Source organism: Glaciihabitans sp. INWT7 (assembly GCF_014217685.1).
Classification (GTDB): domain Bacteria; phylum Actinomycetota; class Actinomycetes; order Actinomycetales; family Microbacteriaceae; genus Lacisediminihabitans.
On record NZ_CP043653.1, the window covers coordinates 694,926 to 707,494 of the forward strand.

13 protein-coding genes are annotated in these 12,569 nt (G+C 66.8%); 9 read left to right on the forward strand and 4 right to left on the reverse strand.

Annotated features, from left to right (window positions below; genetic code table 11):
• The first annotated feature begins 12 nt into the window (after positions 1 to 12).
• From otsA to F1C58_RS03430, 7 genes are all read left to right on the forward strand, one after another.
• Positions 13 to 1,503 carry an alpha,alpha-trehalose-phosphate synthase (UDP-forming) gene (gene otsA / locus F1C58_RS03400; RefSeq protein WP_255461239.1) on the forward strand — a complete coding sequence of 497 codons (1,491 nt, stop codon included), beginning with the start codon at positions 13 to 15 and terminating at the stop codon, positions 1,501 to 1,503.
• Positions 1,503 to 2,318: a trehalose-phosphatase gene (otsB, locus tag F1C58_RS03405; RefSeq protein ID WP_185202613.1), complete on the forward strand. Its 816-nt coding sequence runs from the start codon at positions 1,503 to 1,505 to the stop codon at positions 2,316 to 2,318. The genes otsA and otsB overlap by 1 nt, the downstream gene beginning before the upstream one ends.
• 213 nt (positions 2,319 to 2,531) lie before the next feature.
• Entirely contained in the window at positions 2,532 to 4,229 is a 1,698-nt protein-coding gene (ilvD, locus tag F1C58_RS03410; RefSeq protein ID WP_185202614.1) for a dihydroxy-acid dehydratase, read from the forward strand.
• 61 nt (positions 4,230 to 4,290) lie between these two features.
• Positions 4,291 to 6,090: an acetolactate synthase large subunit gene (locus tag F1C58_RS03415; protein ID WP_255461240.1), complete on the forward strand. Its 1,800-nt coding sequence runs from the start codon at positions 4,291 to 4,293 to the stop codon at positions 6,088 to 6,090.
• Positions 6,091 to 6,094: 4 nt separating this feature from the next.
• The gene (gene ilvN, locus F1C58_RS03420; protein ID WP_255461241.1) at positions 6,095 to 6,601 is read left to right on the forward strand and encodes an acetolactate synthase small subunit; all 507 of its coding nucleotides are present in this window, start codon (positions 6,095 to 6,097) and stop codon (positions 6,599 to 6,601) included.
• Positions 6,602 to 6,767: 166 nt separating this feature from the next.
• A complete protein-coding gene (gene ilvC / locus F1C58_RS03425; RefSeq protein ID WP_185202617.1) occupies positions 6,768 to 7,793 on the forward strand; it encodes a ketol-acid reductoisomerase in 1,026 nt (341 codons plus the stop codon).
• Positions 7,794 to 7,975: 182 nt separating this feature from the next.
• Positions 7,976 to 8,590, forward strand: a complete 615-nt coding sequence (locus F1C58_RS03430; RefSeq protein WP_185202618.1) for a DUF998 domain-containing protein — start codon at positions 7,976 to 7,978, stop codon at positions 8,588 to 8,590.
• Here the strand turns inward: F1C58_RS03430 and F1C58_RS03435 are convergent.
• From F1C58_RS03435 to F1C58_RS03450, 4 genes are read right to left on the reverse strand one after another with little or no spacing between them, the layout of a single operon-like run.
• Positions 8,587 to 8,844 carry a DUF6510 family protein gene (locus tag F1C58_RS03435; RefSeq protein ID WP_185202619.1) on the reverse strand — a complete coding sequence of 86 codons (258 nt, stop codon included), beginning with the start codon at positions 8,842 to 8,844 and terminating at the stop codon, positions 8,587 to 8,589. The two genes, F1C58_RS03430 and F1C58_RS03435, sit on opposite strands and share 4 nt — an antisense overlap.
• A complete protein-coding gene (locus F1C58_RS03440) occupies positions 8,844 to 9,596 on the reverse strand; it encodes a ferredoxin reductase (RefSeq protein ID WP_219732025.1) in 753 nt (250 codons plus the stop codon). The genes F1C58_RS03435 and F1C58_RS03440 overlap by 1 nt, the downstream gene beginning before the upstream one ends.
• Before the next feature lie 10 nt (positions 9,597 to 9,606).
• Complete coding sequence (locus tag F1C58_RS03445) at positions 9,607 to 10,200, reverse strand: sulfite oxidase-like oxidoreductase (RefSeq protein WP_185202620.1); 594 nt, start codon at positions 10,198 to 10,200, stop codon at positions 9,607 to 9,609.
• A gap of 36 nt (positions 10,201 to 10,236) precedes the next feature.
• The gene (locus tag F1C58_RS03450; RefSeq protein WP_185202621.1) at positions 10,237 to 11,010 is read right to left on the reverse strand and encodes a hypothetical protein; all 774 of its coding nucleotides are present in this window, start codon (positions 11,008 to 11,010) and stop codon (positions 10,237 to 10,239) included.
• A 188-nt stretch (positions 11,011 to 11,198) separates the two neighbouring features.
• On the opposite strand from F1C58_RS03450, the gene moaA reads away from it, so the two are divergent.
• Complete coding sequence (gene moaA, locus F1C58_RS03455) at positions 11,199 to 12,281, forward strand: GTP 3',8-cyclase MoaA (protein ID WP_185202622.1); 1,083 nt, start codon at positions 11,199 to 11,201, stop codon at positions 12,279 to 12,281.
• Positions 12,274 to 12,525 (forward strand): MoaD/ThiS family protein, encoded by a 252-nt coding sequence (locus F1C58_RS03460; protein WP_255461242.1) that lies wholly within the window; start codon positions 12,274 to 12,276, stop codon positions 12,523 to 12,525. The genes moaA and F1C58_RS03460 overlap by 8 nt, the downstream gene beginning before the upstream one ends.
• Positions 12,526 to 12,569: the final 44 nt, after the last annotated feature.

Sequence of the window (12,569 nt, forward strand, 5' to 3'; positions counted from 1 at the left end):
CTTGACGGCACAGTGACTTCAACGACAAGCGGCACCTACGACTTCATCGTCGTGTCCAATCGCCTCCCTGTCGACCGGGTTGTCGGCGCGGACGGCACCGACAGCTGGAGCCGTTCTCCGGGCGGTCTGGTGACCGCCCTCGAGCCGGTCATGCAGCAGAACGAGGGTGCCTGGATCGGGTGGGGCGGACAGCCGGATCTCGAGCTCGATCCGTTCGATAGCGACGGTATCCACATCATCCCGGTGGCCCTCTCGGCGCTCGAGATCGAGCAGTACTACGAGGGCTTCTCCAACGACACCCTCTGGCCGCTCTATCACGACGTGATCGCGCCGCCCAGCTACCACCGCGAGTGGTGGGACAGCTACGTCGAGGTCAACCAGCGGTTCGCGGATGCCGCGGCAGCCGCCAGCGCGCCCGGCGCGGTGGTCTGGATCCAGGACTACCAGCTCCAGCTCGTGCCGAAGCTGCTGCGCGAGATGCGCCAGGACCTCACCATCGGATTCTTCAACCACATCCCCTTCCCGCCTTACGGCATCTACTCCCAGCTTCCGTGGCGCACCCAGATCATCGAGGGACTCCTCGGCGCCGACGTGATCGGGTTCCAGCGGGTCGCCGACGCGAGCAACTTCCAGCGCGCTGTGCGCCGCCTCAAGGGCTACGCCACCAAGGGCTACCAGGTCGAGGTGCCCATCGTCGACGCGTCGCCGGGGGTTCGCGTGTTCGGCGAGATCAAACGCCAGGGAAGTTTCCGCACCGTTGTCGCCCGCGCGTTCCCCATCTCGATCGACAGCGCCAGTTTCGAAGAACTCGCCCGCACTCCGGAGGTACAGGAGCGCGCGAAGCAGATCCGTGCCGAGCTCGGCAATCCCCGAACGGTGATGCTCGGGGTCGATCGCCTCGACTACACCAAGGGCATCACCCACCGGCTGAAGGCCTACGGTGAGCTGCTCGCCGAGGGCAAGTTGAGCTCAGAGGATGTCACGCTCGTTCAGGTCGCCAACCCCAGTCGCGAGCGGGTGCAGGCCTACATGGCGCTTCGCGACGACATCGAGCTGACGGTCGGCCGCATCAACGGCGATTACGGCACGATCGCGCACGTGCCCATCAGCTATCAGCACCACGGCTTCCCCCGGCACGAGATGGTGGCGTTGTACCTGGCCGCCGATGTGATGCTCGTCACGGCGTTGAGGGACGGCATGAACCTCGTGGCCAAGGAGTATGTGGCGTGCCGCTTCGACGACGGAGGTGTGCTCATCCTCAGCGAATTCGCCGGGGCATCCGACGAGTTGAAACGGGCGCTGCTCGTCAACCCTCACGACATCGACGGCGTGAAAGAGGCCATCATGCAGGCCATCGCGATGCCGAAGAGTGAACGGTCCGCGCGCATGCGATCGCTTCGCAAGCGGGTGCTCGAGCACGACGTCTCCCGCTGGTCGCGCGACTTCCTCGACGTGCTCGAAAGCCGCGCGCACCACGGATCCGAGGGGCACAAGCTCTCCTGATGGTTGACGTCGACACCCCTCCCAACTTCTCCCGACTGCCCGAGCCGTTCATCGGAGCGCTGCGGGAACTCGCCCGCACCCGACGGCTGCTCGTGGCGCTCGACTTCGACGGAACCCTCGCGCCAGAGGTGGATGCCCCGGAGCACGCCCGTGCGCTGCCCGAGGCTCGCGCCGCCGTGCTCCGCCTCAACGACATGCCGAACACGCGGGTGGCGCTGGTCTCCGGCCGCGCCCTCGACAGTCTCATCGAGGTGTCGGACCTGCCGGACAGCGTTCTGCTCGTCGGCTCCCACGGCATCGAGCTGCGACTCGACAACCCCGGTGACAGCGTCACCCTCAACACTACGGAGTTCGAGCGCATCGATGTTCTCGGCGAGGTGCTCAACGAGGTGGCCAACTCCTTCGACGAGGTCTGGCTGGAGGAGAAGCCGGCCGGCTTCGCTCTCCACACCCGGCTCGCGTCCGAGCGAAACAGCCGGATCGCCCACCTGGTCGCTCGCAGCGAGACCGCCGCCGAGCTCGATGACCTCACCATCCGCAGCGGCAAGAATGTGCTCGAGTTCTCGGTGCGATCCACCACCAAGGGCGAGGCCGTCGAGCATCTGCGCACCTACACGAAGGCCACGGCGGTCTTCTATGCGGGCGACGACGTGACCGACGAGGATGCCTTCGCGGCTCTCGGAGCGGACGACGTCGGGCTCAAGAGCGGCCACGGATCCACACTCGCCAACTTCCGGGTCGCCGGACCCATCGATGTCGCCCGGGCGCTCAACCTGCTCGCCGACCTGCGTGAGGGCGACGTGCACGAGCAATAGCTCTGTCGCATCAGCTCTTTTCCTGTTCTGAACCGCCATTTCGGCGCGCGCCAGAGACTCGCGGACGCGGGAATGTCGAGGCGGCGGGGGAAACGTCCCCCTCCCTGAGGCTGCGAGCGGTCCGCGAGCGTCGGCATTCCCGCCAAGACGGAGAGCCTGCCGTCGCTCGCGCGGGAGGAATGTGAACACGGAGGGCGTTCTAGACTCTGTTACATGCCCGAAACAGTCGACTGGAAGCCCCGTTCACGCACCGTCACCGACGGTATCGAAGCCATGACCTCCCGCGGCATGCTGCGCGCGGTGGGCATGGGCGACTCCGACTGGGAGAAGCCCCAGATCGGCATCGCGAGTTCGTGGAACGAGATCACCCCCTGCAACCTCAGCCTCGACCGCCTGGCTCAGGCCGCGAAGGAGGGAGTGCACTCCGGCGGCGGCTACCCACTGCAGTTCGGCACCATCTCCGTCTCCGACGGCATCAGCATGGGCCATGAGGGCATGCACTTCTCTCTGGTGAGCCGCGAGGTCATCGCCGACTCCGTCGAGGTCGTCATGCAGGCCGAGCGGCTCGACGGCTCCGTTCTGCTCGCCGGCTGCGACAAGTCGCTTCCCGGCATGCTCATGGCTGCCGCCCGCCTCGACCTCTCCTCCGTGTTCCTCTACGCAGGCTCGATCGCTCCGGGCTGGGTGCGGCTGAGCGACGGCACCGAGAAGGAGGTCACCATCATCGACTCCTTCGAGGCCGTCGGTGGCGTCAAGGCCGGCACGATGAGCGACGAGGATGCCTACGCCATCGAGTGCGCGATCGCGCCGGGCGAGGGTGCCTGCGGCGGCATGTACACGGCCAACACGATGGCGAGCGTGGCCGAGGCACTCGGCATGGCGCTGCCGGGCTCCACGAGTCCTGCCGCGGCCGACCGGCGACGCGACTACTTCGCCCACAAGAGCGGCGAGGCCGTCGTCAACCTGCTGCGCCTCGGCATCACCACCCGCGACATCCTCACCAAGGACGCCTTCGAGAACGCGATCGCGGTGGCCATGGCCCTCGGCGGATCGACGAACGTCGTGCTCCACCTCCTCGCCATCGCGTGGGAAGCGGATGTCGACCTCTCGCTCGACGACTTCAACCGCATCGGCGACACCATTCCCCACCTCGCCGACATGAAGCCCTTCGGCCAGTTCGTGATGAACGACCTGGATCGTCGCGGAGGCATCCCGGTGCTGATGAAGGCGCTGCTGGATGCCGGGCTGCTGCACGGCGACGCGCTCACCGTCACCGGCAAGACCCTCGCCGAGAACCTCGCCGAGCTGAACATCCCTCCGCTGGACGGGAAGGTGCTTCGCACCCTCGACAACCCGATCCACGCGACCGGGGGCCTCACCATCCTGCGCGGTTCCCTCGCACCGGAGGGTGCCGTCGTCAAGACCGCCGGCTTCGATGCCCAGGTCTTCGAAGGCCCCGCTCGGGTGTTCGAGCGGGAGCGAGCGGCGATGGACGCCCTCACCGAGGGCAAGATCGGAAAGGGCGACATCGTCGTCATCCGCTACGAGGGACCCAAGGGCGGACCGGGGATGCGCGAGATGCTCGCCATCACCGCAGCCATCAAGGGAGCAGGCCTCGGCAAGGATGTACTACTGTTGACGGACGGACGATTCTCAGGCGGCACAACCGGACTGTGTATCGGCCACATAGCACCCGAAGCGGTGGACGCAGGTCCCATCGCCTTCGTGCGCGATGGTGATCTAATACGGGTCGATATCGCCGCTCGTTCTCTCGATCTACTTGTCGACGAGGCCGAGCTAGCCGCTCGCCGCTCTGGCTGGGCTCCGCTTCCCCCGCGCTATACCCGTGGCGTTCTCGCAAAGTACTCGAAGCTCGTGCACTCCGCCGCAGAAGGCGCGATCACGGGCTAACCCGGGGTCGGGACGTCTCGCCCCCCACCATTCGCACTCTATGTCTCGCAAGGAATATGCCATGTCCACGGAAACCGCTCCCGTGCCAGCAGCACCGACCAAGAAAGCCACCGAGCCCGAGATCCTCACCGGGTCGGGCGCGATCCTCCGCTCGCTCGAGAACCTCGGCGTCACCGACGTCTTCGGCCTCCCCGGCGGGGCCATCATGCCCTTCTACGACGAGCTGATGTCCTCGACGGGAATCCGCCACATCCTGGTGCGCCACGAGCAGGGCGCTGGCCACGCTGCCGAGGGCTACGCGTCATCCACCGGCCGCCTCGGGGTCTGCATCGCGACCTCCGGCCCCGGTGCCACCAATCTCGTGACCGCGATAGCGGATGCCTACATGGACTCCGTCCCGCTGCTCGCGATCACCGGCCAGGTGTTCTCCACCCTGATGGGAAGCGACGCGTTCCAGGAGGTCGACATCTCCGGAATCACGATGCCGATCACCAAGCATTCCTTCCTGGTGACCCGGCCGGAAGATGTGCCGGCGACCATCGCGGCCGCGTACCACATCGCCACGACCGGCCGGCCCGGTCCGGTGCTGGTGGATGTCACGAAGGACTGCCAGCAGAACAGCGCGCCGTTCATCTGGCCGCCGAAAGTCGACCTTCCCGGGTATCGCCCGGTGCTGAAGGCCCACGGCAAGCAGATCCTCGCCGCCGCCCAGCTGCTCGCCGAGGCCAAGCGCCCCGTCTTCTACGTCGGTGGCGGTGTGATCCGCGCCAAGGCATCCGCCGAGCTGCTGGAGCTCGCCGAACTGGTAGGCGCGCCGGTCGTGACCACGCTCATGGCCCGCGGTGCCTTCCCGGACTCCAACCGGCTGAACCTCGGCATGCCCGGGATGCACGGAACGGTGCCCGCGGTGCTCGCCATCCAGGAGTCCGACCTGCTCATTTCGCTGGGAGCGCGCTTCGACGACCGGGTCACCGGCAAGCCCAGCGAATTCGCGCCGAACGCCAAGGTCGTCCATGTCGACATCGACCCGGCCGAGATCTCCAAGATCCGCCTCGCCGATGTGCCGATCGTCGGCGACGCCAAGGAGGTCATCGCCGACCTCACCACCGCCTTCCGTGATGCGGTAGCGACCACGCCATCCGACCTCACGGTGTGGTGGGAGCGTCTCGAACTTCTCCGTGCCCGCTTCCCACTCGGCTACGACGAGCCGGAAGACGGATTGCTCTCCCCCCAGTACGTGATCGAGCGCATCGGCCAGATCACCGGGCCGGAGGCCATCTACGCCTCGGGCGTCGGCCAGCACCAGATGTGGGCCGCACAGTTCATCAAGTACGAGCGCCCCAATGCCTGGCTCAACTCCGGCGGTGCGGGCACCATGGGCTACGGCGTTCCCGCGGCCATGGGTGCGAAGGTCGCCGAGCCGGAGCGCACGGTCTGGGCGATCGATGGGGACGGCTGCTTCCAGATGACCAACCAGGAGCTCGCCACCTGCACGATCAACAAGATCCCGATCAAGGTCGCGATCATCAACAACTCCTCTCTCGGCATGGTGCGACAGTGGCAGACCCTGTTCTACGACGGCCGCCACTCGTTCACCGACCTCAACACGGGTCATGACACGGTGATGATCCCGGACTTCGTGAAGATGGCGGATGCCTACGGTGCCCTCGGTATCCGCGTGCGGAACAAGGAAGACGTGGATGCCGCGATCAAGCTGGCGAACGAGACCAACGACCGTCCGGTGGTGATCGACTTCATCGTGAGTCCGCACTCGATGGTCTGGCCGATGGTGCCGCAGGGCGTCGGCAACTCCAATGTGCAATACGCGAAAGACCACGCCCCGTCGTGGGACGAGGAGTAGGCCCGTGACGCACGTACTCTCGCTTCTCGTCGAGGACAAACCCGGACTGCTCACGCGCGTCGCGGGTCTGTTCGCGCGCCGCGGTTTCAACATCGAGAGCCTCGCTGTCGGTGCGAGCGAGATCCCCGGACTCTCCCGCATCACCGTCGTCGTGGATGTCGAGGAGCTGCCGCTCGAGCAGGTGACGAAGCAGCTCAACAAACTCATCAACGTGATCAAGATCGTCGAACTGGATCCGCTTCAGACCGTCGAGCGCGAGCACATGCTGATCAAGGTGCGAGTGGACAACACCACGCGCAGCCAGATCCTCGAGGCGGCGACGCTGTTCCGCGCGCGGATCGTGGATGTCGCGACCGATGCCCTCGTCATCGAGGTCACCGGCGATACCGCCAAGGTGGATGCGCTGCTCAAGGTGCTCGAGCCATACGGGATCAAGGAGATCGCCCAGTCGGGACTTCTCGCGATCGGGCGCGGGTCCAAAAGCATCACCGAACGGGTCTTCAAGAGCTAAGCGGCGGTCGAGTAGCGCGCTCCGTCGCGCGCAGCGAGACCTCGCACAACAGAACACAGAACCACGAAACCGCAGGTCTCGATACGGCCCCGACGGGCTCACTCGACCAGCAGAAATGCCGCCCTCTCGGGCCTACTCAACCAGCACAAACGGAAAAGGAAACCAAGTGACCGAGATCTTCTATGACAAAGACGCCGACCTCAGCCTCATCCAGGGCAAGAAGGTGGCCGTCATCGGCTACGGCTCGCAGGGACACGCGCACGCGCAGAACCTCCGCGATTCCGGCGTCGAGGTAGTCGTCGGCCTCAAGCCCGATTCGAAGTCCGTCGTCAAGGCGCAGGAGGCCGGCTTCACCGTGTTGCCCTCCGCCGAGGCCGCAGAGTGGGCCGACGTGATCGTCATCCTCGCGCCCGACCAGCACCAGCGCGGACTCTACGCCGCCGACATCCAGCCGCACCTCGTGCCCGGCAACGCGATCCTCTTCGGCCACGGTTTCAACATCCGCTTCGGCTACATCACCGCGCCGGAGGGCGTCGACGTGATCATGGTCGCCCCCAAGGGACCGGGCCACACGGTGCGTCGCGAGTTCGAGGCGGGTCGTGGCGTTCCGGTCATCGTCGCCGTCGAGCAGGACGCCTCCGGCCAGGCCTGGCAGCTGGCATGGTCCTACGCCAAGGCCATCGGCGGACTCCGCGCCGGCGGCATCAAGACCACCTTCACCGAAGAGACCGAGACCGACCTGTTCGGTGAGCAGGCGGTGCTCTGCGGTGGTGTCTCGCAGCTCGTGCAGTACGGCTTCGAGACCCTCACCGAAGCCGGCTACCAGCCGCAGATCGCCTACTTCGAGGTGCTTCACGAGCTCAAGCTCATCGTCGATCTCATGTGGGAGGGCGGCATCGCCAAGCAGCGTTGGAGTGTCTCCGACACCGCAGAGTACGGCGACTACGTCTCCGGCCCGCGCGTGATCGACCCGCACGTGAAGGAGAACATGCAGGCCGTTCTCGCCGACATCCAGTCCGGTGCCTTCGCGGAGCGTTTCATCGCGGACCAGGATGCCGGAGCGCCCGAGTTCCTCGAGCTGCGCGCCAAGGGTGCGGCCCACCCGATCGAGGCGACCGGCAAGGAGCTTCGCGCTCTCTTCGCCTGGAAGCAGGTCGACGAGGACTACACCGACGGCTCAGCCGCCCGCTAGTCGTCCCAGTCGAAGGGGCCCCGGTTGTCGTCGAACCGGGGCCCCTTCGCTGTGCCCGTCACCATCACTCCCTTTTGCGCAACTCCTGCAATGTGCGGCGGGGCCGGCGCGGGTGCCCGGATTTGCGGGTGACCATGGCCGGTGCGCAAAAATCTGCAGGAGTTATGCACGAGGCTGGGGGGATGACTCCGCCGCTGGCCACCCGGGTTCGCCGGGCATTCGCCCTCGCGGCGATGGTGCTCGTGCTGCTCTACGTGACGATAGACGTCGTGCTCCAGGTGCTGCCTCCGCACTATTCGCTGCTGAGCGACGCCGAGAGCGACCTCGCCGTCGGACCGTTCGGGTGGGCCATGAACCTCAACTTCCTGGCCCGGGCGGTGATGAGCGGATGCCTCGTCATGGCGGTTTCAGTCACGGCTCCGGCCTCTCGGGTGCGGAGAGCCGGCTCGGCCCTCCTCGCAGTGGCGGGTCTCTGCTCCGCGGCCCTCGTGTTCTTCCCCACAGACGTCAACCGCCCCGGCGAATTCGGCATGACCCCGCGGACGAGCATCGGGTTCGTGCACGTGCTCTTCGCGACATCCGGATTCCTCGCGGTGCTTGCGGCCATGGCGCTGCTCACCTGGTGGATCGGGCGACCCCGCGCGGTGAGGCTGTTCTTCGGGGTCGCTCTCGTCGGGCTCGTGCTGCTCGGCATGAGCCTCGTGGTGCTTCCGCACGTGGTCGGTCTCACCGAGAGGATCTGCCTGCTGGGGATCCTCGGCTGGGCTTTCGTGTTCAGCGTCCGCCTGATTCGCTAGCGCGGCACCTTCAGCCAGGACATCCCGCGCAGCTCGAGGCAGATGCTGTCCGGCTCCTCGACGACAACCATGAGCACGTCGTCGCACTGGGCGCAGCGCACCACATAGCCGGTGGGATCCGGGTAGTCCATCGCGCGAGCCAGCTCCGAGACGTCTCCGCAGCCGAGGCAGCGCGCCGTCGCCAGGGTGAGATCGGCGGAGAACAGCTCGGAGAGCGGCCCCGCCAGGGAGTTGCCGTCCACGGGTTCCGGCATCAGGCGCCTCCGAATCGTTCGGTCTTCACACGCTGCGGGTCGTGCCCGAGCGCGACGAGGTCGTTCGCGACCGTCTCGACGAATCCGGTCGGCCCACAGACGAACACCGCGGGGGCCAGCGACGCGGCGAAGGCGGATGCCTCGATGTCGGCGAGCGCGATGCGGGAGGCCGGCCGTGGCCATCCGTCCGGCGTCCGGCGGGTGTACAGCCAGGTGACGTCGAGGTGGGGATTCGGGGTGTCGAGTTCGGAACGGAAGAACGCGTCATCCGGGGTGCGCACCGAATAGAGCAGCCGGAAGGGGGCAGTGCTGCCCGACGCGGTGTGGGATCGGATCATCGCCATCAGCGGCACGATCCCTGAGCCTCCGCCGATCAGCTGCACCGATTCGGTCTGGCTTGGCCGCCAGACGAACCAGCCGCCGAGCGGGCCGCGCAGTTCCAGCTCATCTCCGGGCTGGAGTTCATCCACTAGGTACGGCGACACCTCTCCGGTGGGGAAGCGGTCGACGGCGAGCTCGACCCGGTCCCCGTCCCCCGCCGAGGCGATGGAGTACGAGCGAACGGCCTGGTACCCGTCCGGCGCGGTGAGCCGCACATCCGCGTGCTGGCCGGCGAGGTTGCCGCCCCAGCCGGGAACGTCGAGCACGATGCTGCGTCCGGTGGGAGTCTCGGTATTGGTCGAGACGACCACACCGACATGCCAGAGTCCGACCCGGTGTGGCGGCGCATCCCGGGTCTCGCGTTCGGTCACCAACGGCCACTCACCAATAGCGCTGTTCGAGCCACGGGTCGCCGTACATGTTGTAGCCGTTCTGCTCCCAGAACCCGGGCTCGTCTGATGGCATCATCTCGAGTGACCGGATCCACTTGGCGCTCTTCCAGAAGTACAGGTGGGGGATGAGCAGCCGCGCCGGACCGCCATGCTCGGGATCGAGCGGCTCACCGTCGAACTCGAAGGCGATCCACGCCTTTCCGCCCAGCAGATCCTCGAGGGGCACATTGGTCGTGTAGCCCCCGTAGGAGTGTGCCATCACGTACTCGTCACTCGGCTCGACCCCGGCGAACAGGGTGTCGAGGGAGACCCCTCGCCAGCTGGTGCCGAACTTCGACCAGCGGGTGACACAGTGGATGTCGGTGTCGATGTCTTCGATCGGCAGGGCATGCAACTCGTCCCAGGTCCAGGTGTGGAGGGTCGCGTCATCCTTGCGGATGCCGAATTGCCAGTCCGCGGTGTCGATGTCGGGGGTGGGACCCGCCGAGAGCACCGGAAAGTCCGCGGTGAGGTACTGGCCGGGGGGAAGCTCCGGATTGTGTTCGCGACTGCGGCCGGTGAAACCGCGAGAGATGACAGCCATGAGAAGCTCCTTCGGTCGATCCCAAAATAGCGACCGTTACTGCTCCCGGTCGAGACCACCCATGCGTTCGAGTACCGCGTGCACCAGCTCGATCTCGGCATCCGGGGTGATGTGATGATTGAGGTAGATGCCCTCCAGCCAGGAGAGCACTTCGTCGCGCTCGAGGCCGACGGCGGGCCAGTCGACGCCTTGTTCGGCGGATGTCACGGGCTCACCAGACACCGGATCGAGCCACGCACGGGCGATCGTGCGGTCGGGAGTGGCGCCATCCACCGGGTTCCAGAGCAGGGCGATCGGATGATTCTCTCCGTCGACGTGGTCCTGGCTGACGCCGCCGGACCCGAGCCACGGCAGCGTGAGGATCTCGCCCTCGATCTCCACCTCGATCAGGTCGAGCTTGGCGGGCTCCGTCTCGCACACGTAGAGGGGATAGCCCTCCTCGTGCCACGCCGCGGCTTCCTCGATGTCTTCCATGAGCTCGGGCATCCGCTCGAAGAAGTTGGCGGCGAGAGCGCTGGACCAGGAAAGCAACACCGCAGTGTCGGGTTCGTTCCACGGGCTGTTCTCGCTCGCGTCGCCATTCGCGCCGTGGAAGTGATGCTCGCCTCCGTTGGCTCCGAGGTCGAGGTGGAGCTGCCCGTCGTCAAAGCCGACATAGAGGGACACGACATTCTCGTCGTCCTGCCATTCGGCGAAGATCTCGGGCTCGCGCAGTCTCGGCGGCAGGGCGATCTTCGCCGCACGCTTGTCGCCGAGGTCGAAGACCGCCTGGAAGATCGTATTCGGCAGTCGCAGCGTTTCGTCGGGCATGGAGTCAACTCTTCCACGTCCGGTGGTCTCCGGCGTCGTGGTGTGCAGCGCTGCGGGCGGCGAGTTGCGGCAACGGCTGCTGCCGGCGTTCGCGTTCTGCAGGACATGGTCCTGAAGAACGTGGGTGCGCCGAGTAAGTGCACCGCACGCGCAGCCTTCGCCCCTACCCCGTCACGTAGGCTGAATCCATGACCTCCCTCGCGCTCGGCATCCCGGGGATCCGGCGTGACCCGGCACGTCTTCCGCCGACGGTCGGCCGCCCGGATGAGGCTGGCCTGCTCGACACCTTCGGCCGCACGGCCCGCGACCTCCGCATCTCTATCACCGAGAAGTGCTCGCTGCGTTGCACCTACTGCATGCCGGAGGAGGGGCTTCCCGCGATCGCCCGCGACGACCTGCTCACGGCGACGGAGATCGCCCGGCTTGTCGAGATCGCGGTGCGCGACCTCGGCGTGCACGACATCCGCTTCACCGGGGGAGAGCCGCTCATGCGAGCGGACCTGGCCGAGATCATCCGTCGCTCCTCCGCAGTCGCGGGGCTGCCCGGGGGTGGCACGGCGTCGATCTCGATGACGACGAACGCCATCGGGCTCGATCACCGCATCCACGAGTTGGTGGAGGCTGGGCTCACCCGTATCAACATCTCCCTCGACACCGTCGACCGCGACCATTTCGCGCGGCTCACCCGGCGCGACCGGCTTCCGTCGGTCTTCGCGGGCATCCAGGCCGCGAAGGATGCCGGACTCACCCCCCTCAAGATCAACGCCGTGCTCATGCGCGACACCCTCGCCGGTGCGGCCGACCTGCTCGAGTGGTCCCTCGCCAATGGCGTGAGACTGCGCTTTATCGAGCAGATGCCCCTCGACGCCGACGAGGCTTGGGCACGCGACAACATGGTGGACGCCGCGGAGCTGCTGGATGTACTCGGCGCACGCTACACGCTGAGCCAGCCGCACCGCGAAGATCCCTCGGCGCCCGCCGAGGAGTGGACCGTCGATGGCGGTCCAGCCACGGTGGGCATCATCGCCTCCGTGACCCGCTCGTTCTGCGAGGCCTGCGACCGCACCCGCGTCACTGCGGAGGGCACCGTGCGATCCTGTCTGTTCGGCGACGACGAAACGGACCTGCGCGCGCTGCTGCGCAACGGCTCCGACGATGCGACGATCGCGCAGTGGTGGCGGGCCGCCCAGTGGGGCAAGCAGGCCGGGCATGGAATGGACCGGAGCGACTTCGTGCGCCCGCAGCGCAGCATGGGCGCCATCGGTGGCTGAAGCCGCCGGTATTCTCGTGCGCTACTTCGCGTCCGCGGCGGAGGCGGCCGGCCGCGAGGAGGAAGTCCTGCCCTCCGTCGCCACGGTGGGCCAGCTGCGAGCCGTGCTCTCGGAGCGCTACGGTGACGCGATGACCCGGGTGCTGGCATCCGGATCGTTCCTCGTCGACGGCGTGGTCAGTCGAGACGATGACAGATCTGTCGGCGCGCGCGTCGACGTTCTTCCGCCGTTCGCCGGGGGCTGAGTTCGGTCCTGGGCCCCGCTATTCGTCGACAGGGCTATCCGTCG